We start from the raw sequence: 19,174 nt of genomic DNA on the forward strand, positions 1-19,174 counted from the left end.
GTTCAAGCAAGCGCGCTACGATCAGTGTTGTGAAGCGACGCGACTTCGGTCAGTACTGCGGCCTCGCCCGCGCCCTGGAACTGGTGGGCGAGCGGTGGGCGTTGCTGATCGTGCGCAACCTGCTGGTGCGCCCGCACCGCTACACCGAACTCCAGACGGGTCTCGCGGGAATCCCGACGAACGTGCTGGCCACGCGCCTGAAGGAGCTGGAGCAGGCGGGCCTCGTCGAACGCCGGGTGGCGCCCGCGCCGGCCAGGGGAGTCGTCTACGCGCTCACCGAGGTGGGCCGCTCGCTCGAGCCCGCGCTGCTGTCGCTGGCCCGCTGGGGCGCGACGCAGCTGGGTGAGCCGCAGCCGGGTGACCGGGTGACGCCGGAGGGCATGGCGCTGAACATGCGCGCGGCGTTCCGGCCCGAGCAGGCGGTGGACCTGACGGCGGCCTGGGAGATCCACGTGCGCGACGCCGTCGTCCACGTCGTGATCACCGACGGCGCGCTGACGACCGGCCTCGGTGAGTCGCCGGTCGAGCCGGACCTGGTGATCACGCCTCAGCTCGACGAGGACGCGCTGCCGTCGTTCCGCGCGGTCGTGCACGCGATCCGCGAGGGGGCCGTCGAACTGGGTGGCCGCCGCAAGCTGCTGGACACGTTCCTGCGCGTCTTCACCGCTCCGCGCGCGGCCTGAGGGCCACCGAGCCCGCCAGGATCAGTCCGGCGGCGACGAGCAGGGCGTGCGGTACGAGCAGGCCTGCCGCGACCAGCGCGAGCGCGATCACGTGCCACGGCCAGGTGCGCGCGGGGGACTTGGTGGCGGTCTTCGGGACGGTCTTCATCGGGCGCCTCCGGGGGCTTGAGGGCGTCACCTCCACCCTGCATCCGATATGTCCGGTTTGGCGATCGGTCGCGGCACCCAAGTCCGCATGGGGGAGACGCCCACCCCGCCGCGCGGTCGTGAGTGTCGCCACCCCCGCCCCTGCCGCGGCCCGCCGACCGGCGCGCATGCCGCCGCCCCGCGAACATGGGTGTTGCCACGGATGGACAGGTGGCGCCCCCGCCCGTCAGCCTCGCAGGCGTGGCGGGAAGTGATCACGGAGAGGCGGCTCGTGTGTCGTTGTTCGGGCGGATCTTCCTGCTCAACGCCCTGGTCCTGGTCGTGGCGGCCGCTCTGCTGGTGTTCGGGCCGGCCACGGTGTCCACGCCCGCGTTGTCGCGCGAGATGCTCGTGCTGGCGGCGGGGCTGGCGGTGATGCTGATCGCCAACGCCGCGCTGATCCGGGTCGGGCTCGCGCCGCTCGGGCGGTTGACCCGGGCGATGACCACCATCGACCTGCTCAAGCCGGGGCCTCGGTTGCAGGCCACCGGGCACGGCGAGATCGCCGAGCTGATCACCACGTTCAACAGCATGATCGACCGGCTGGAGGCCGAGCGCGGCTACAGCTCCGCGATCGCGTTGTCCGCGCAGGAGTCCGAACGGCGGCGCGTCGCGCAGGAGCTGCACGACGAGGTGGGGCAGTCGCTGACGGCCGTGCTGCTGAGCCTCAAGCGGGTGGCCGACCAGTCGCCGCAGGAGACCCGCGAGGAGCTGCTCGTCGTGCAGGAGACGACGCGCAGCACGCTCGACGAGATCCGGCGGATCGCGCGGCGGCTGCGGCCCGGCGTGCTGGAGGAGCTGGGACTGGTCAGCGCGCTCAAGGCCCTCACCAACGAGATCTCCGAACCCACCGGGCTCGCGATCAAGCGGTCGTTCGACAAGAACCTGCCCGCGCTCGACGCCGAGACCGAGCTCGTGGTCTACCGCGTCGCGCAGGAAGGGCTGACCAACACCGTGCGGCACGCCAACGCCGACGCGGCCGTGGTGAGCCTCACCGCGCGACCGTCCGAAGTGGAGCTGCGCATCCGGGACGACGGCCGGGGGATCGGCACCAACCAGGAGGGCGCGGGCATCAGGGGGATGCGGGAGCGGGCGTTGCTCATCAGCGCGGACCTGTCGGTGGGCCGGGCGCCCGGCGGCGGGACCGAGGTCAGGCTCGTGGTGAAGGCCAAGGGGGAGAGCGAATGAGCGTGCGCATCCTGCTCGCGGACGACCACGCGCTCGTCCGCCGCGGCGTGAGGATGATCCTCGACAACGAACCCGACCTCGAGGTGATCGGGGAGGCGGGCGACGGCGCCGAGGCGATCAGCATGGCCCGCAAGGACCAGCCCGACCTCGCGATCCTCGACATCGCCATGCCCCGGCTCACCGGTTTGCAGGCCGCGCGCGAGCTGTCCCGGCTGCTGCCGGACCTGCGGATCCTCATCCTCACGATGTACGACAACGAGCAGTACTTCTTCGAGGCGCTCAAGGCGGGCGCGTCGGGGTACGTGCTGAAGTCGGTGGCGGACCGGGACCTGGTGGAGGCGTGCCGCAGCGCGATGCGCGGCGAGCCGTTCCTCTACCCCGGCGCGGTGAACTCGCTGATCCGCAACTACCTGGACCGCGCCAAGGAGGGCAACGGGTTCCCGGCCAAGGCGATCACCGATCGCGAGGAGGAGATCCTCAAGCTGGTCGCGGAGGGCCACTCCTCCAAGGAGATCGCGGACATGCTCGTGATCAGCGTCAAGACCGTCGAGCGGCACCGGGCCAACCTGCTGCAGAAACTCGGGCTCAAGGACCGCCTCGAACTCACCCGGTACGCGATCCGCGCCGGGCTCATCGAACCCTAGGAACCACGAGTGAACGTCGAAGTGACGCCCCTGCCCGGCATAGGGGTCAGGCAGGACTTCTCCATCCGTTCTGGCCGCCGGATCGGCGTGATCTCCTACCGCGACGGCAAGTTCGAGCTGATCCTGTCCAAACAGGACGACCCGGACGCCACCGCCGCGTCGATCCCGCTCGCGCCGGAGGAGGCGGGCACGCTCGCCGGGCTGCTCGGGGCGCCGCAGCTCGTCTCGCAGCTCGACCGGCAGCACCGCGACATCGCCGGCATCACGACCAGGCAGCTGCCCGTCACGGCGTTCGCCCTCCGCACGCTCGGCGACACCGCGCTGCGCACGCGCACCGGCGCGTCGATCGTCGCGGTCGTGCGGGCGGGCACCGCGCACCCCTCGCCGGGCCCCGACTTCCAGTTCGAGAACGGCGATCTCGCGGTCGTCGTCGGCACCGCGGACGGTCTCGATGCCGCCGCGGACATCCTGACGGGCGGCTGACCACAGTGCACGACACAACGATCGCGCTGATCCAACTGGGTGCGGTCTTCTTCGGACTGGGCCTGCTCGGCCGCGTGGCCTGGAGATTCGGCATCTCGCCGATCCCGCTGTACCTCGTCGGCGGCCTCGCGTTCGGCTCCGGCGGGCTGATCCCGTTGCACGGCATCGAGGAGTTCACCCACCTCGCCAGCGAGATCGGCGTGGTGCTGCTGCTGTTGTTGCTGGGCCTCGAGTACTCGGCGTCCGAACTGACGACCGGCCTGAAGAAGTCGTGGATGGCCGGTCTGCTCGACATCGTGCTCAACGCGGCACCCGGCGCGATCGTCGCGCTGCTGCTCGGCTGGGGACCCGTCGGCGCACTGGCGATGGCGGGCGTCACGTACATCTCGTCGTCCGGCATCATCGCGAAGGTCCTGGGGGATCTGGGCCGGCTCGGCAACCGCGAGACGCCGGTGATCCTCTCGGTGCTGGTGTTCGAGGACCTGGCGATGGCCGTCTACCTGCCGGTGCTCACCGCCGTGCTCGCGGGCGTGAGCTTCTGGGGCGGACTCACCTCGGTCGGCATCTCGTTGCTCGCGATCACCATCGTGCTCGTGGTGGCGTTGAAGTACGGCCGGGTCATCTCGGCCATCGTGGACAGCCCGGACCACGAGGTGTTCCTGCTCAAACTCCTCGGTTCCGCGCTGCTGGTCGCCGGCATCGCCTCCGAACTCCAGGTGTCCGCCGCCGTCGGCGCGTTCCTGCTCGGCATCGCGATCTCCGGTTCCACCGCCGAGAACGCCACCCGCCTGCTGGAACCGTTGCGCGACCTGTTCGCCGCGATGTTCTTCGTGGTGTTCGGCCTGAACACCGACCCGCGCACGATCCCGCCGGTGCTGTTCATGGCGGTCGTGCTCGCGGTCATCACCACGCTGACGAAGGTCGCCACGGGCTGGTGGGCCGCCCGCAGACAGGGCATCGGGCCGATGGGAAGAGCCAGGACCGGTGCCGCCCTGGTGGCACGAGGCGAGTTCTCGATCGTCATCGCCGGCCTCGCGGTCGCGTCCGGGCACGTCAACGAACAACTGGCCGCTCTGGCGACCGCGTACGTGCTGCTGATGGCGATCATCGGCCCGATCGCGGCGCGCTACGTTGAACCGGTCGGCGAGTTCTTCCTGCGCAGGCGGGCAGCGACTGGATGAGGTGGCCGGCACTCCTGCTGGCGGTGTTGCTGGCGTTCGTCGGGACGAGCGCCCGCGACACGGCGGCCGACCAGCCGGGATCGGGGATCGACGCCCCGGTCTCGGCGGTGCACGTGCACACGACGGGCTCCCCGGACGCGTGCTGGGCCCTGGTCGGAGCTTCTGGCGACGCCCGCCCGCCGGCCGCGCCTCCCTCCGCCGAGGTGGCGTGCGCGGAGAGCGTGGACGAGACCTCCGCGGGTCAGTGGTCGAGCCGGGCACCGCCGTTCGCGGCGATCGCCTGACTCCACCTTCCCCTGACCCTTGAGGACCTCGTCATGTCGTACGTCGTACTTGTGCTGCTCGTTTCGTCCGTGATCGTCGGCGTCGGCGCGCTGGCCGCGATGGTGCAGAAGAAGGAACCGTTCTACGGCGTCGTCGGGCTCGTCACGATCTGCGTCCCCTCGTCGCTGCTGGCGTTCCTCTACATCGCCGTCGCCTGATCGGCGGACCGGTCGGGCTGGGCGATCCCACGGGCCACCCCCAGCTCGACCAGGTCCTGCGGCCGCAGCCGCAACTGGTCCGCGGTCCTCCTGGCCTGCGCCGGATCCCGCTTGAGGATCGCGGTCGCGAGCTCGGGCGAGATCACCGCGAAGTAGCTGTCCGGCGTCACCCACATCCGGTCCGGCGCCGCGAACGCCAGCGCACCCCCGGACCCGCCCTCCCCGACCACCAGTGTCGTCACCGGCACGCGCGCGCCGGCGATCGCGGTGAACAACGCGGCGATCGCCGCCCCCACCCCGGCCTTCTCGGCCGCCGCGTCGTTGGCGGCTCCCGGCGTGTCCACGAGCGTCAGCACCGGGACCCCGAGCCGGTCCGCGAGTTCGACGAGCCGCGCGGCCGTGCGGAACCCGGCCGGTCTCGTGGCCGTGCCGCACTGCGCGGCGTAGGCGAACGTCCGGCCGTCGCGCTGCCCGAACCCGCACAGCACCCCGGGGTCGACACCTCCGGCCCGGTCACCGTTGACCGGCTCGTGCCAGTCGAAGTAGGCGCCCAGGTACTGCTTCGCGCGCGGCCGGCCGAGCGCGCGGGCGTTGACCACGGCGTCCCAGCCGGTGGGCGGGAGCGCGGCCTGACCCAGTGCGTGCGGCACCGGTGCCTCGTCGCCGGGGGTGGTGAGCAGGCGGAGCCAGCGGTGCAGCCTGGCCGGCAGCTCGTCGGGCGTCAGCAGCTGGTCGACCAGACCGGCCGCGAACTGCTGCGTCACCGAGTAACCCGGTGGCCGCACCCTCGATCCCGCGAACCCGACCTGGGCGCCCCTCACACCGAGGACGATGTCGGCGCCCGCGCCCAGGGTCGCCCAGCCGCCACCCGTGGTGGGGTCTCGGAGGACGGCGATGTGGGGCAGGCCCGCGCGCCGGGTCAGGGTGAGCTGGCGGGCGATGCGGGTGAGCTGCATCAGGGCGGGGGTGCCCTCCTGCATGCGGCTGCCGCCCGTGGCGACCAGGGAGACGACGGGGAGGCCTTGTTCGCGGGCGTGGGTGAAGGCCTGCTCGATGCGGGCGCCGGTGCGGGTGCCCAGCGAGCCGCCGAGGAAGCCGAACTCGAATGCCACGACGACCGCCGTGGTGCCGCCGAGGTCGGCCACGCCGCAGACGACGGACTCGTGCTCGCCGGTGAGGGAGGTGGCACGGGCGAGCTGGTCGCCGTAACCCGGCCAGTTCAGCGGCCCGTTCGCTCCCAGGCTGTCGTCGCTGGCCGGCCTGAACGGACCGTCCGCGCTCAGGTTGCCGTCGCCACCCGACCCGAACGGACCGTCCGCTCCCAGGTCGCCGTCGCCGGCCGACTTGAACGGACCGCTCGCCTCGCCTGGCGGTCCCTCCGGCAGCTCCGCGAACGCCGACGCCACCCTCCCGATCAGCTCTCGCGCCGGCTCACGTCCGCAGGGCACGTTTCATCACCTTGCCCATGTCGTTGCGCGGCAACGACTCCACGAACCGCACGGTCCGAGGCCGTTTGTGCGGCGTGAGCAGCCGGGCGACGTGGTCGGCGAGGTCGTCGGGCGACGGTGCGGCCCCGGCGGGCACCACCCAGGCGACGATCCGCTCGCCCAGGTCGTCGTCGGGTTCGCCGGTGACCGCGACCTCCTGGACCGACGGGTGTTCCAGCAGGGCGTTCTCGATCTCGCCCGCGCCGATCTTGTAGCCGCCGCTCTTGATGATGTCCGTGGCCTTGCGGCCGACGATGCGGTAGTAGCCGTCGTCGTCGCGCGTGCCGACGTCGCCGGTGCGGAACCAGCCGTCCGCGAACGCCTCGGCGGTGGCGTCCGGCCCGTTCAGGTACTCGGTGAACAGGTTGCGGCCGCGCACCTGGATCTCGCCGACCGCGCCGACCTCGTCCAACGTCAGGCCCGCGTCGTCGACGAGCCGCACCTCGACGCCCGGCAGCGGCACGCCGACGGTGCCGGGCCTGCGGTCGCCGTCGAAGCGGACGCTGGTGTTCATCAGCGTCTCGGTCATGCCGTACCGCTCGACCACGCGCTGGCCGGTCGCGGCGGCGATGCGTTCGTGGTCGCGGACGGGCAGCGCGGCCGAGCCCGACACCAGCAGCCGCGCCTTGCCGAGCGCCTGAGAGAGCGCAGGGCTGTCGCCGACCTCCTCGGCGATCCGGTGGTACATCGTCGGGACGCCGAACATCATCGTGGCGTCGCCGTTCAACGCCTCCACGACGGCGTCCGTGGAGAACTTGCCCAGGTGGTGGAGTGTGCCGCCCTGGCGGAGCGGGCCGAGCACGCCGAGGATCAGGCCGTGCACGTGGAACAGCGGCAGCGCGTGCACCAGCACGTCGTCCGGGGTCCACCGCCAGGCCTGCGCCACCGCGTCCAAAGTGGACTCGATCGCGCGGCGCGGCAGCACGACCCCCTTGGGCGCGCCGGTCGTGCCCGAGGTGTAGACGATCAGCGCGGGTGCCTCGTCGCCGTGGTCCGCGAACGGCTCACCACCGGTGCCTTCGAGCGTGACGTCCTTGCGCGGCACCGACTCCAGGCCGGAGGGCAGCGTCACGCCAGGTCCCGCGAGCACCAGGGCCGGTGCGCTGTCGGCCACGATGTGCGCCAGTTCGCGTTCGCCGACCTTGGGGTTGAGCGGCACGGCGGGCACTCCGGCGAGCAACGCGGCCACGACGGCCACGCACGTCTCGATCGTCGAGGTGGCCCACACGGCGACGCGGGGGAGGCCGTCGAGTTCCCGTGCCAACGCGTGAGCGCAGGACCCGAGTTCGGCGTGGGTCAGGCTTCGGTCGCCGAAGCGGAGGGCGACGCGGTCGGACTGCAAGGCGAACATCGACTCACCAGATTCCCGGGACGACGAGGGCGAGCCAGACCAGCGGCGGCGCTGCCGCGACCATGATCCCGCCGTAGACCATCAACTGCTTGAAGAACTTGTCGCGATCCACGTCCTGCGCACCGGCCAGCACCAGGGCGCCGTTGGTGGAGAACGGGCTCACGTCGACCACCGTCGCCGACACCGCCAGAGCCGCGATCAGGCCGACCGCGCTCACCTCGCCCTGCAACAGGAACGGCACCGCCAGCGGGATGAGCGCGCCCATGATGCCGACCGACGAGGCGAACGCCGACACGATCGCGCCGATGTAGCAGATCAGCAGCGCCGCGACGAGCGGAGCACCGACACCGGCGACCGAGTCGCCCGCCCACTTGATCGTGCCCATCGTCTGCAGCACGGCGACGTAGGTCAGGATGCCGCAGATCAGCAGGACGGTCGGCCAGGTGATCTGGGTGATGGCCTGCTTGGACGTCTCCGGCCACACGACGCTCAGCAGCACGGCGACCGTGATGGCGGCGAGGCCGACGTCGAGGTCGAACACGAGGGCGGCGACGACCAGGGCGGCGAGGCCGAGCAGGGTGGCGAGGCGAGGCGCCGTCAACGACACGCGCTCATCGGACGAGTCGGCGCTCTTCTCACCGGGAACGTCTCCGCCGCTGGTCCCGCCCGTGAGGCTTTCGCCGGTCGAGTCACCGGCACCGGTCCGTGCCAGCGCGGGCGTCCCCAGAGGCTGCCGTGCCAGTTTCATCCCGCCCAGCACCACGAACACCACGGCCGCGATCAGGAGGTTCACCACCAGACTGGCCAGGAACAGCACGATCTCGTTGCCCGGCAGGCCTTCCTTGGCCACGATGCCGTTCACGATCGTGCCGTAGATGCTGATCGGCGAGAACCCGCCTGCCTGCGCGCCGTGCACCACCATCACACCCATCAGCAACGGGTTGATCCGGTACTTGGCCGCGAACCCCATCGCGATCGGCGCCACGATGGCGACGGCCGCGGGGCTGACCGCGCCGATCGCCGTCAGCACGCCGGTGATCGCGAACATCACCCACGGCATCAGCGCGATCCGCCCGCCCACGGCCCGGATCGCCATGTGCACCAGCCAGTCCGTGGTGCCGTTGGCGCGGGCGATGGCGAACAGGAACGTGACCCCGACCAGCACCACGAACAACGAGCCGGGGAAGCCTTTGAAGATGTCGTCGGTCTTCATGTCCGCCACCAGCGTGCCGACCCCGAAGGCGGCGGCGAAGGCGAGCGCACCCATGTTGATCGACCTGGTCGTGGCGATCACGAACACCACGACCAGCACGAGTATCGAGATCAGTTCGGCGGACATGCAGGGCTCCCGTCGTTGGGGCTGTCCGGTGGCGGCCAGAGCAACAGTGGCCGAGTGGCTCAGCCACTTTCCGCCCACTGTCGAGCAGCTGTCAAGAGGTGGCCTAGTGGCTGAGCCACTTGACCGGTTATTCTGGCTTTATGTCCGAGGCGCTGAGGCCGATGGTGAAGTCCCGCCTGTACGAGCAGGTGCTCGAACGGCTGCGCGCGTACGTCACTGAGGCCGGGCTTCAGGCGGGCGACCGGCTGCCCGCCGAACGCGACCTGGCGGCGAGCCTCGGCGTCAGCCGCGCGTCGGTCAAGCAGGCGATCGTGGTCCTGGAGGTCCAGGGCCTGGTCGAGGCACGCCACGGCGGCGGCACGTACCTGGTGCGCGACACCCTCGACGTCGAGCCGGTCGAGCAGCTCGTCGAACGCCGCGAGCGCCTCCCCGAGGTGCTGGAGGCCCGCGAGGCCCTGGAGACCAAGCTCGCCGAACTCGCCGCCGAACGCCGCACCGAAGAGCAGCTGGAGACGATCCGGCAGGCCCTCGACTTCATGCGCGACGAGATCGCCGACGGCGACAACGGCGTGGAAGGGGATCGCCGCTTCCACGCCGCCGTCACCGCCGCGGCGCACAGTTCCCTGCTGGCCGACTTCATGAAGACCATCGCCGGGCAGATCACCGAGAGCCGCACCGAGTCGCTGCGCCAGCCGGGGCGTCCCTCCCGGTCACTGGCGCAGCACACGGCGATCTACGAGGCCATCGCGGCGGGCGACGGGAAGAAGGCCGCCGCCGCGATGCGCAAGCACGTCCGGACCGTCGCGAAGGTCCGCCTGCTCACCTGGGTGCCCGAAGACTGATCACCGCGCCCGACCCCTTCACCGTCCGGGTCGAGCCGTCGGCCTCGTGCACCACCACCGTCCAGTCCTTCTTGGACCCCGACAGCACGAGCAGGTGGTCGCGCGCCTGCACGATCCGGGTGCGCTTCCCCTGGTCCTCGTACAGGGTGAACTCGCCGGTCGCTCCCGCCGTCACGTGCACGGTCAACGGTCCGCCCCGCACGTCGTGCGCGACGTCGGCCGACCGCTCGACCAGCACCCCGCCCGAACGCAGGAACACCGGCATGGTGTCGAGACCCGCGCTGACCGTCGCCCAGCTGTTGCCCTGGTACACCTGGCCGGTGAAGTAGTCGGTCCACTGGCCGGGCGGGAACCACACGCGCGTCGAGCCGACGTCGCCGGGCGTGGTGATCGGCGCGACCAGCAGGTCGGACCCCAGCAGGAACTGGCTGTCCACAGTGGAGTAGGCCTCGGGTGAACCGGGGTACTCCAGGTAGGCGGGGCGCACCATGGGCACGCCGGTCCGCCCGGCCTGCTCCGCCAGCGAGTAGAGGTACGGCACGAGCCGTTCGCGCAGGTTCAGGAACTTCGTCGCCGACGCCTGCGCGGCCGGTCCGTACTGCCACGGCAGCCGGTCGCCGTGGTTGCTGTGCAGACGGGTGATCGGCTGGAACGCCCCGAGCTGCACCCACCGCGCGTACAGGTCGTCCGGCAGCTTGGTCGTCCACCGCAGCTGCCCGTTGTCGAGGTACTGCTCCGACCCGCGCAGCCCGGTCGTGTCGTTGTGCCCGCCGATGTCGTGGCTGATGTTCGACATGCCCGTCGCCACGCCCTCGGCCGAGGTGTAGCCGATGGTCGCCTTCAACGTGCCCCACGTCGACGAGGTGTCGCCGGTGAAGTGCAGCGTCGTGCGCTTCTCCGCCCACGGCCCCGTCGGCAACGGCCCGGAGCCGCTGTACCCGCCCGCCTGCAACGACCCGAAGCCGCGCGAGAACGCGAACGCGCCGATCTTGGAGTACTGCTCGTTGATCCACGTGTCCGGCGTGACGCCGCGCAACGACGACCCCGAGCCGTCGCAGCACCAGTCGAGCCACCAGAAGTCCGTCGGCATCTTCCGGTGCAGCTCCAGGTACGCCCGCAGCTGGTCCGGATCGGCCCAGTCGAAGACGTAGCAGTTCGCGCAGGAACCCTTCGCCAGCTTGCCCTTCGCGGTCGCCTGGGCCTGCGCGAAGTCCGGGTCGTCGCCCTGGATGCTCGGGTGGATGTTCAACGTGCTGTGCAGGCCCTCGCCGTGCGCCCAGTCCAGGAACCCCTGCGGGTCGGGGAACTTCGCCTGGTCCATGCGCCAGCCGTTCCACAGGTTGTGCGCCTTGAAGTCGGTGTCGACCACGAGCACGTCGAGCGGCACGCCGTGCTGCCGGAACGCCGGCAGGATCCGGTCGCGGTAGTCGGCGGCCGTGCGGTCGATGTACTCGGAGTACCAGACGCCGTAAGCCCACTGCGGCAACACCTTCGGGCCGCCGGTCAACGTCGCGAGGTCACCCAGTGCGGCCTTGTGGTTCGTGCCGTACCCGAACACGTACCCGTCCTGGTACGGCTGCGCGCCCCGGTCCCCGCGCGGAGTTCCGTTGCGCAGCGCGGAAGGCGTGTCGTCCAGCAGGTACCAGCCGTCGCGGTACAGCAGGCCGGGCGTGAGCTGAGGATCGCCGTTGTTGCCCGTGTAGCCGTCGAGCGAACGCCGGTACCCGCCGAGTGCCAGGTGTTGCACCGAGTTGTTGAGGCCGATGGTGTCGAGGTTGACGTGGCACCCGGCGTCCGGGCACGTGACGGTCAGGTCGGAAGTGCCTGAGGGCAACGGAACCGAAGCCGTCGCGGTGGCCCACGTCTTCCAGTCGGCCGTCACGGGCAGCACGACCGCCTGCCCGTTGACCAGCACGGTCCTCGGCTCGTGCTTGCCGTCGCCCCCGACACCGTTGGCGTACCGCACCGTCACCGGGTACGTGCCGGCGGCGGGGACGCTCGACACCCGCTGGGTCAGCCGCGTGCCGCCGACGAGTTCGGCGACGAACCCGGTGCCCGCGAACCCGGCGTGCTCGTCCGCGATCTTCGCCGCCCCGCTCACCGCCCCGTTCTCGGCCTCGCAGGTCGTGCCGAACCGGCAGTCGTCGATCGTCCGGACGGTGGGATAACCCTGGTCGCCGCTCAGCAACGCCAGGCTGTCGACGTTGACGTTGCCCGAGTCGGCCGGTCCGCGCGTCAACGCGACGCGGTGCTCGCCCGCGGCCAGGTCGACGTCGGCCGACACCTGCTGCCAGGCGTTCCAGTCCGCGGTCGCCGGCAACGTGAGCTGCCGGGGAGCCTGACCGTCGACGGAGAGGCTCAGCGTGCGGTTCTCGTGCTTGCCGTCGCCGCCCTGCCCGTTCGCGTACTTCACCACCACGCGGTGCCGACCGGCGGCAGAAGCACGCACGGTCGCCGTGATCCCGTTGTTGCGGTAGGAGAACCCGGCGACGAACCCGGACCCGGAGTACCCGGGGTGGTCCGCCGCGACCAGCAGGCCTTCGCGGGCGGTGTCCTCGGCCTCGCACAGCTGCCCGGTCGCACAGACCACCCGCCGCCACGGGGACGCGGTCGTGCCGCCGGAACGCAGTTCGAGGTTGTCCGCGCGGAACGGCCCGGAGCCGACCCGATAGCGCAGGGTGAGAGCCGACGTGGTGATCGTCAGCCAGCCGTCGGACACCCGCGAGGTGTAGGCCGTGCGCGGGAAGGTGCGGTTTACAACGTTGTAAGTGGCCTGGTCCTCAAAGCGGCGGTCCCCGGCGAATTCCGACCGGATCAGCGTGGGGGAGAGGACCTGGAACCTGGCCTGCCCGGAGATCACCGTGCCGTTCGGCTGGGCGGTCGCGGGGGCCGGGAGCCCCAGGGTGAGTAGGGCTAACAGGGGGACTAACGCGCGTTTGCGCATCCGTGCTCCTCGTCTGACGCCGTCGGCTTCCGAGGTGTTCAGGAACGTGAACACCTCTCACCCTGGCGTGACGGTGTGGAGCGATCAAGAGGCCAGTCAGCGCAGCACCCTGTAGGTCACATGCGTGAACGCCGCGCCGGGCCGCGAGGACGTTTGCTCCAGCCGCAGCCGTCGATCGACCCCGGAGTCGGGCGTCCGGACTCGTCGCCTCCCATCCCGAGCTCCACGCCGTGACGCACGGCGGCCCGCCCGACCCTCCGGGCGGACCGCCGCACTCGCCGCAGCGCGGAACTCGGTCAGCGCTTGAGGGTGAAGGTGAAGTCGCCGGTGACCCTGCCGGTCAGCCGGACCGCCGACACCACCCCGCCCTCGGCGACGAGGCGTTCGACCTCACCCCGCGTCAGCCCGCACGCGTCCGCGATCAGCCGCGTCGGACGGACCGGGATCTTCGCCTCGAACCGGACCTCGACGTCGATCACGTCCCGGTCGAGGTGGTCCGAGCCGCCGGTGTCGAGCCGCCACGCGCCCTCCCAGTCCAGGGAGATGTGGTTGCGGCGCTGCACCACGGGGTCCTGCAGCAGTTCGGGCACGAGCGTGACGTCGTTGACGTGCAGGCGTTCCAGCAACGCCGGCCGCACGGTGCGCACGTGCGCCCGTTCGAAGATCGTGAGCTTGGCCGTGTCCCCGCAGCCCTCGCAGAGCACGAGGAGCCAGGCGTCGAGGATCTTGTGGTTGGCGTTGACGCGGAACTTGCCGCTCGGCCGGAACCGGTCGGAAGCGCAGACGTGGCAACGCCGGCGGACGGCGGGAAGGCGGGTGGGCACGACGGCCCAGGTGATGAGCACAGGAAGACACCGTTCGGTGAGAAATCCGCAGCAAGGGGAGCGCACCGCTCACAGAGCGGCGCGCAACGAAGACCAGCGCTTGGGAAGACTCACGCGATGTACAACGGCACTCCCGGCCTCGACGACTCAGTCGGGCAGGAACGTAACGGCCTCGGGCGGCACCGTTCCACTCGATTTCGGCAGGGTCGCCGAGCCGAGAACGCCCTCCAGCTGTTCCCACCTCGTCACGAGGTCCGAGAGCATCAGCATCATCACGTCGGGGAACGCGTACAGGAAGCTCTGGTAGCGGTAGTGGTCGAGGTAGAACACCAGCACGTCGTCGGTCAGCGCCGTCACGGACGTGGTGCGGGCGTTGAAGAACAGGTCGTAGTGGCCGAGCAGCGCGCCCCGGCCGAGCACCGCCCGTTCGTAGATCCCGCCGAAGTCGATCTCGATCCGCCCGGACGCCACCAGGAACACGCCGTGCGCCTCGTCGTCCTCGTGGCACAGCACGTCGCCCGCCGTGTAGGGAATCTCGTCGAACATCGACGCGAGCGTCTCCAACTCGGAGTCGGCCAGCGCGGCGAACAACCGCACGCCGTGGGGGTCGACGCTCTCCCGCAGGCAGGCCACCCGCTCGGTGAGCTCGGGTTCGGTGATGTGGTTCATCCGCATCCGCACGAACCGCAGCATCCGGTCGGTGTTGCGCGACTGCGCCCGCGACTTGCCGGCGCTCGGCGGGGTGTAGAGCTCGGAGTGGCCGCTGATCCGGGCGGCCTCGCGCAGCCCGCTCTCGTACGCGCTGTGCACGCAGCCCCAGTGGTACGGATTCGTGCCCTCGCCGGCGAAGTGGACGTCACCGACCGGTTCCGCGAGCGTCGCGACGTCCTTCGACGACGACCCGACACCGATGCACGTGTAGGAGCCCAGCGCGTACGGATCTGACGACCAGGCCGTGCGCGAGGTGCTGACCGGTGCCGGCGCGTCCTCGCCGAACAGGTCCTCGACCACCGACGTGGCGTACGCCGTGACGTCCTCTGTGGACCAGGTCTCCGCCTCACGGCCGAGCGACGCGCCGAGCAGCATCACCAGGATCGGCTTGCCGTGCGACTTCCACATGCTGATCACGACGGTGGGGTAGCGGTCGGTGTCGCGGCACAGGTAGCCGAAGACGTACTGCTCGCGCGGCCAGAACGGCTCGTCGTAGTGCAGCGCGATCTTGTTGAGCGTGCCGTACCCGAGCCGGGCGATCGCGGACCGCTTCGCTTCGGGCAACGGCGGCACGAACTCGACCGCGCCCGCCTTCAGCACGCCGAGCGGCAGCGTCACGAGCACCTTGTCCGCCTCGAACACGCCCTGGTCCGTCGTCACCCGCCCGGCCTCGACGCGCGTGACCACGTGGCCCAGCCGGACGTCGAGCCCGTCGGCCAGAGCGTCCACAACGGACTGGTAGCCCTGGTGCAGGGTGCTGTCGCCGTAGCCGTAGACGAGGTAGCCCTCTTCCCAGTGCTTCAAGGAGAGCTTGTCCGGATCCTCCGCCGCGTCCTCGCGCAGGATCACGTTCAGGTGGTACCGCACGGCCTGTTCGTCCTCGGGCGGCAGCCGGCGTTCGGCCAGCACGGCCGTCATCGCCTCGCCCAGCGAGATGTCCGGGTGCTCCGCCTTGCGGGCCACGGCGGCACGGCGTTCCAGCTCGTGCAGCACCTCGTCGGCCAGTTCGAGCGTCCGGCTCTTGTAGCGGTGGTTCACCGCCCGCCGGTCCGCGCCGAACAGGTCGAGGCTGTCGAACCCGCCGGTGTAGGCGCTGTCCCCGCCCACGTAGCTGTACGGGATCCCGAGGTCCTCGACCAGTTCGGTGATCGGGTTGCCGTCGGTGCCGTGGATCCAGTGCGCGCCCAGGTCGACGCCGTGCTCGTCGGTCCAGATCCGGCCGCCGATCCGGTCCCGCGCCTCCAGGACGGTGACCCGGTGTCCCAGGTCGCGCAACGCCCGCGCTGCGGTCAGACCGGCCACTCCCGCACCCACCACCAGGACGCTCGGTCTCGCGTCCTCATCACCACCAGATACCGAGGGCATCGCTCGATTGTCGGGCAACCATCCGTGCCCGAACATTCCCGGATCGTGTGCTCGCGCTGCGCCGTCCGGGTTGTCCGCGGGCGCCCCGAAATCCGACGTCAGAGCCGTCACCAGCACTGCGCTCCCCGAGGGAACCGGGACTACCAGGTAGTGACTTGATCTACAAGCGCCGGTATAACTTGTTCTCATGCGCCCACAGTGAGGAAGATCACATGACCCACACAATGACGTGTGACAACGGTTTTGAAGGTCCTTCACGACGTTCGTTCATAGCTGGAACAGGTTCTATTCTTGGGGCAGTCGCCCTCGGGGGTGTCGCTCCGGTGGCACGGGCGGCGGCCTCGATCTCCGACGCGGCAGTCGTTCCCGCCCTGGTGATCGGCACCGGCTACGGCGGAAGCGTGACGGCCCTGCGGCTCGCCCAGGCCGGTGTCGACGTCCACATGGTCGAGATGGGCATGGCGTGGGACACCCCCGGCTCGGACGGGAAGATCTTCGCGAACACCACGACCCCGGATCAGCGGTCCTTCTGGTTGCGGACCAAGACGAAGCAGCCGCTGAGTCACTTCCTGGGCATCCCGATCGACAAGAACATCCCGAAGTACACGGGCATCCTCGACGCCGAGGAGTTCTCCGGCATCACCGTCTACCAGGGACGTGGCGTCGGCGGCGGCTCGCTCGTCAACGGCGGCATGGCCGTCACGCCCAAGCGGGAGACCTTCGCCGACGTCCTGCCGATGGTGAACGCCGACGAGATGTACGACACCTACTACCCGAGGGCGAACGCGGAACTCGGCGTCGGCCTGATCAGGGCGGCCTGGTTCGACTCGACCCCGGCCTACCAGTACGCGCGGGTCGGCCGGAAGCACGCCCAGCGGTCGAACTTCCCGTACGTGTTCGTGCCCACCGTGTACGACTGGAACTACATGGAGCAGGAGGCCGCCGGGACGGTGCCGAAGTCGGCACTGGCGGGGGAGATCCTGTTCGGCAACAACCACGGCAAGAAGTCGCTGCAGAAGACCTACCTCAGCAAGGTCAGGGCGACCGGCCGCGTCACCATCTCACCGCTGCACCGGGTCGTCGACGTCCGGCCCGCGACCGGTGGCTACAAGGTCACCATCGAGCAGCTCAACACCGCCGGCGACGTGGTCACGGTCAAGGAGGTCACCGCGGCGAAGGTGTTCTTCGCGGCCGGCAGCGTCGGCACCAGCAAGCTCCTGGTCAAGTTCAAGGCCACGGGCGCGTTGCCGAACCTGAACGGCGAGGTCGGCAAGGGCTGGGGCGACAACGGCAACGTCATGTGCGGCCGCGCGAACCACATGTGGGACGCGACCGGCACGCTGCAGTCGTCCATCCCGACGCTGGGCATCGACAACTGGGCCGCGGGCGGTGCCTTCGCCGAGGTGGCACCGCTGCCGACCGGGATCGAGACCTACGCGTCGTTCTACCTGTCGATCACGAAGACGCCGAACCGCGGCACGTTCACCTGGAACGCCGCCGCGGGCAAGGCCGAGCTGAACTGGCAGACGGCGTGGAAGGAGGTCTCGATCAACGCCGCGAAGTCCATCTTCGACAAGATCAACTCGAAGGAGGGGACGATCTACCGGACCGACCTCTTCGGCGTGTACAAGATCTGGGGCGACCACCTGACGTACCACCCGCTGGGCGGCGCGATCCTCGGCAGGGCGACCGACAACTACGGCCGCCTGCAGGGGTATCCGGGCCTGTACGTCATGGACGGGTCGCTGATCCCCGGCAGCACCGTGGTGAACCCGTTCGTCACGATCACGGCGCTGGCCGAGAGGAACATCGAGAAGATCATCGCCACCGACTTCTGAGCAGTCCTCCTTTCTGGCAGTCCTCTGGGGACCTGATCAGAACTTCGGCAGCACGCACATCGCGTCGAGGCCGAACACCCGGTTCAACCTGCCGAACACGAGCCAGGCCCCGACGCTCATCGTGAGCTCCACTATCTCCACCTGCGTGTAGTGCTGGGTCATCCGCGCCCAGAACTCGTCGTCGAGACCGTGGTGGTCCAGTGCGTACCGCTCGGCGTACTCCGCGGCCAGCTTCGCCCGGTCGTCGAGGGCGTCGGTGGTGCGCCACTGGGTCACCGCCTCGAGGAACTCCTCCTCGACCTTCACGCCGTCGCGTTCGGTGCGGAAGTCCAGGCAGAACATGCAGCCGTTGATCTGTGCGATCCGCAGCCGCGCCGCCTCGAACTCGCGCAGCCCCAGCGTGGTGTGCTGGTACACGGCGAGCGAGAGCGTCGCGGCCGCCATGCCGATGCCCGGCACGAGTTCGCCCCACACGTACCCGATGGGGTCCTTGCCCTCGGGGATGTCGATGTTCACGCCCTGCCCCTTCCGAGTTTGCCGGCGACCGGCCGCAACGGGACGTCGAGCGCGTCGTACAGGCCGGGTTCCTGGCCGGCGAGCCAGTCGATGGCGTTCACGATCCGGCCGACCGCCGTGGCGTTGCCGCCCGCGGACCGGTTCTCGCCCTCGTCCACCGCCTCGACCGACACCTCGATGCGCGGCTGCCCCTTGATGATCACCTTGTGCGCGCCGTCGCCGGACGGCGGCATCGGCCAGTCCGTGGCGCACGAGGCGTGGATGCGGGTGACGTGCTCGATCACGATCAGCGGCTCGCCACCGACGACGCCCTGCACCTCGAACCGGATCGCGCCCTGTGTGCCCTTCTCGAACTCGCCCATGGTCCGCGTCGTCACCGTCTCGTCCAGCGCGCGCCGGTCGACGGTCTCGCGGATCTCCTCGATCTCGACGCCCAGCGCCCGCGCCATCAGCCGGATCTGCCCGCCCCAGATCATGGTCGGCACCGTCGGCATGATCATCGGCGCCTGGTAGTCGAGCGGCTGCCCGAACCCGATCAGCCACCGCACCGCGTCGGGCTGGTCGTAGGTCGAGTAGTCGAAGATCTCCTGGCAGCGCACGGCGTCGATGGTGTGGCCGAGGCCGCTGACGATCAACGGCAGCACGTCGTTGCCCCAGCCCGGGTCGACACCCGAGACGAACAACGACCCGCCGCCGTCCTTGATCGCCGCTAGAACTGGTTCTCGCAACTCCGGCGGTGCGCTGCGGTGGTCGTAGAGCGCGTACAGCGACGGCGTGACCACGACCGCGCCCGCCCTGATCGCCCTGGTGATGTCGGCGAGGGCCTCGTCCGGCCGGATGTCGCCGGAGGCCGCGTACACGACCGCGCGCGGACTCGTGGCCAGCACCGCGTCGATGTCCGTGGTGGCCGCGACTCCCAGTTCGGTGCCCAGTCCCGCGAGGTCGCCCGCGTCCCGGCCGGCCTTCTCCGGGTCGTGCACGATCACGGCCGTCAGCTTCAACGCCGGATGGGCCTCGACGGCGCGTATCGCGCTGCGGCCCACGTTCCCCGTACCCCACACCACCGTGGCGATCATGCGAGTAGCGTAACTAGAACACGTTTCAGTTTTC

The 19,174-nt window shown here is 70.2% G+C and carries 18 protein-coding genes; 9 read left to right on the forward strand and 9 right to left on the reverse strand.

The features are described 5' to 3' along the window. Positions 1–29 precede the first annotated feature (29 nt). The gene (locus QSK25_RS04630; RefSeq protein ID WP_285633377.1) at positions 30–683 is read left to right on the forward strand and encodes a winged helix-turn-helix transcriptional regulator; all 654 of its coding nucleotides are present in this window, start codon (positions 30–32) and stop codon (positions 681–683) included. Here the strand turns inward: QSK25_RS04630 and QSK25_RS04635 are convergent. Further along, the gene (locus QSK25_RS04635) at positions 661–831 is read right to left on the reverse strand and encodes a hypothetical protein (RefSeq protein ID WP_285633380.1); all 171 of its coding nucleotides are present in this window, start codon (positions 829–831) and stop codon (positions 661–663) included. The two genes, QSK25_RS04630 and QSK25_RS04635, sit on opposite strands and share 23 nt — an antisense overlap. Positions 832–1,070: 239 nt before the next feature. On the opposite strand from QSK25_RS04635, the gene QSK25_RS04640 reads away from it, so the two are divergent. Genes QSK25_RS04640 through QSK25_RS04665 form a run of 6 tightly spaced genes read left to right on the forward strand, consistent with a single transcriptional unit; the run spans position 1,071 to position 4,847 of the window. Beyond that, on the forward strand, positions 1,071–2,057 hold the full coding sequence (locus QSK25_RS04640) for a HAMP domain-containing sensor histidine kinase (RefSeq protein ID WP_285633384.1): 987 nt from the start codon (positions 1,071–1,073) through the stop codon (positions 2,055–2,057). Further along, positions 2,054–2,701, forward strand: a complete 648-nt coding sequence (locus QSK25_RS04645) for a response regulator (protein ID WP_285633395.1) — start codon at positions 2,054–2,056, stop codon at positions 2,699–2,701. Before QSK25_RS04640 ends, QSK25_RS04645 begins: the two co-directional genes overlap by 4 nt. Positions 2,702–2,710: 9 nt before the next feature. Beyond that, positions 2,711–3,184 carry a cation:proton antiporter regulatory subunit gene (locus tag QSK25_RS04650; protein ID WP_285633398.1) on the forward strand — a complete coding sequence of 158 codons (474 nt, stop codon included), beginning with the start codon at positions 2,711–2,713 and terminating at the stop codon, positions 3,182–3,184. Positions 3,185–3,189: 5 nt separating this feature from the next. Next, positions 3,190–4,365: a cation:proton antiporter gene (locus QSK25_RS04655; protein WP_285633401.1), complete on the forward strand. Its 1,176-nt coding sequence runs from the start codon at positions 3,190–3,192 to the stop codon at positions 4,363–4,365. Beyond that, positions 4,362–4,649 carry a hypothetical protein gene (locus tag QSK25_RS04660; protein WP_285633404.1) on the forward strand — a complete coding sequence of 96 codons (288 nt, stop codon included), beginning with the start codon at positions 4,362–4,364 and terminating at the stop codon, positions 4,647–4,649. Before QSK25_RS04655 ends, QSK25_RS04660 begins: the two co-directional genes overlap by 4 nt. Positions 4,650–4,682: 33 nt before the next feature. Then, positions 4,683–4,847 (forward strand): hypothetical protein, encoded by a 165-nt coding sequence (locus QSK25_RS04665; protein ID WP_285633408.1) that lies wholly within the window; start codon positions 4,683–4,685, stop codon positions 4,845–4,847. Here the strand turns inward: QSK25_RS04665 and QSK25_RS04670 are convergent. The 3 genes from QSK25_RS04670 to QSK25_RS04680 all read right to left on the reverse strand — a co-directional run bounded on the left by QSK25_RS04670 (position 4,829) and on the right by QSK25_RS04680 (position 9,024). Continuing rightward, on the reverse strand, positions 4,829–6,130 hold the full coding sequence (locus QSK25_RS04670) for a carboxyl transferase domain-containing protein (RefSeq protein ID WP_285635219.1): 1,302 nt from the start codon (positions 6,128–6,130) through the stop codon (positions 4,829–4,831). The genes QSK25_RS04665 and QSK25_RS04670 overlap by 19 nt on opposite strands. Positions 6,131–6,278: 148 nt before the next feature. Then, a complete protein-coding gene (locus tag QSK25_RS04675; RefSeq protein ID WP_285633411.1) occupies positions 6,279–7,685 on the reverse strand; it encodes an acyl-CoA synthetase in 1,407 nt (468 codons plus the stop codon). A 4-nt stretch (positions 7,686–7,689) separates the two neighbouring features. Next, entirely contained in the window at positions 7,690–9,024 is a 1,335-nt protein-coding gene (locus QSK25_RS04680; protein WP_285633414.1) for an SLC13 family permease, read from the reverse strand. Between the two features lie 140 nt (positions 9,025–9,164). Here QSK25_RS04680 and QSK25_RS04685 point away from each other — a divergent pair, with 140 nt between their 5' ends. Then, the gene (locus QSK25_RS04685; protein ID WP_285633417.1) at positions 9,165–9,866 is read left to right on the forward strand and encodes a FadR/GntR family transcriptional regulator; all 702 of its coding nucleotides are present in this window, start codon (positions 9,165–9,167) and stop codon (positions 9,864–9,866) included. Here the strand turns inward: QSK25_RS04685 and QSK25_RS04690 are convergent. The 3 genes from QSK25_RS04690 to QSK25_RS04700 all read right to left on the reverse strand — a co-directional run bounded on the left by QSK25_RS04690 (position 9,844) and on the right by QSK25_RS04700 (position 15,710). Continuing rightward, positions 9,844–12,810, reverse strand: coding sequence for a TIM-barrel domain-containing protein (locus QSK25_RS04690; protein WP_285633420.1), 2,967 nt, complete (start codon positions 12,808–12,810; stop codon positions 9,844–9,846). The genes QSK25_RS04685 and QSK25_RS04690 overlap by 23 nt on opposite strands. 296 nt (positions 12,811–13,106) lie before the next feature. Next, entirely contained in the window at positions 13,107–13,655 is a 549-nt protein-coding gene (locus tag QSK25_RS04695; protein WP_285633423.1) for a DUF1062 domain-containing protein, read from the reverse strand. Between the two features lie 126 nt (positions 13,656–13,781). Next, positions 13,782–15,710, reverse strand: coding sequence for an FAD-dependent oxidoreductase (locus QSK25_RS04700; protein WP_285633426.1), 1,929 nt, complete (start codon positions 15,708–15,710; stop codon positions 13,782–13,784). Between the two features lie 323 nt (positions 15,711–16,033). Here QSK25_RS04700 and QSK25_RS04705 point away from each other — a divergent pair, with 323 nt between their 5' ends. Further along, positions 16,034–17,548 (forward strand): GMC oxidoreductase, encoded by a 1,515-nt coding sequence (locus tag QSK25_RS04705; protein WP_502881806.1) that lies wholly within the window; start codon positions 16,034–16,036, stop codon positions 17,546–17,548. Positions 17,549–17,584: 36 nt separating this feature from the next. Here the strand turns inward: QSK25_RS04705 and QSK25_RS04710 are convergent, their stop codons facing one another. Both QSK25_RS04710 and QSK25_RS04715 read right to left on the reverse strand, forming a co-directional pair. Beyond that, positions 17,585–18,064 (reverse strand): carboxymuconolactone decarboxylase family protein, encoded by a 480-nt coding sequence (locus tag QSK25_RS04710; protein WP_285633429.1) that lies wholly within the window; start codon positions 18,062–18,064, stop codon positions 17,585–17,587. After that, positions 18,061–19,140: an NAD(P)H-dependent amine dehydrogenase family protein gene (locus QSK25_RS04715; protein WP_285633432.1), complete on the reverse strand. Its 1,080-nt coding sequence runs from the start codon at positions 19,138–19,140 to the stop codon at positions 18,061–18,063. Before QSK25_RS04715 ends, QSK25_RS04710 begins: the two co-directional genes overlap by 4 nt. Between the last annotated feature and the right edge of the window lie 34 nt (positions 19,141–19,174).

This window comes from Lentzea sp. NBRC 102530, from assembly GCF_030269365.1.
In the GTDB taxonomy this organism is placed as follows: domain Bacteria; phylum Actinomycetota; class Actinomycetes; order Mycobacteriales; family Pseudonocardiaceae; genus Lentzea.

Bases quoted from the DNA above. Each gene is read 5' to 3' on its own strand.
- QSK25_RS04635 (WP_285633380.1), bottom strand. From the start codon at position 831: ATGAAGACCGTCCCGAAGACCGCCACCAAGTCCCCCGCGCGCACCTGG.
- QSK25_RS04645 (WP_285633395.1), top strand. From the start codon at position 2,054: ATGAGCGTGCGCATCCTGCTCGCGGACGACCACGCGCTCGTCCGCCGC.
- QSK25_RS04660 (WP_285633404.1), top strand. From the start codon at position 4,362: ATGAGGTGGCCGGCACTCCTGCTGGCGGTGTTGCTGGCGTTCGTCGGG.
- QSK25_RS04665 (WP_285633408.1), top strand. From the start codon at position 4,683: ATGTCGTACGTCGTACTTGTGCTGCTCGTTTCGTCCGTGATCGTCGGC.
- QSK25_RS04675 (WP_285633411.1), bottom strand. From the start codon at position 7,685: ATGTTCGCCTTGCAGTCCGACCGCGTCGCCCTCCGCTTCGGCGACCGA.
- QSK25_RS04680 (WP_285633414.1), bottom strand. From the start codon at position 9,024: ATGTCCGCCGAACTGATCTCGATACTCGTGCTGGTCGTGGTGTTCGTG.
- QSK25_RS04685 (WP_285633417.1), top strand. From the start codon at position 9,165: ATGTCCGAGGCGCTGAGGCCGATGGTGAAGTCCCGCCTGTACGAGCAG.
- QSK25_RS04690 (WP_285633420.1), bottom strand. From the start codon at position 12,810: ATGCGCAAACGCGCGTTAGTCCCCCTGTTAGCCCTACTCACCCTGGGG.
- QSK25_RS04700 (WP_285633426.1), bottom strand. From the start codon at position 15,710: ATGCCCTCGGTATCTGGTGGTGATGAGGACGCGAGACCGAGCGTCCTG.
- QSK25_RS04715 (WP_285633432.1), bottom strand. From the start codon at position 19,140: ATGATCGCCACGGTGGTGTGGGGTACGGGGAACGTGGGCCGCAGCGCG.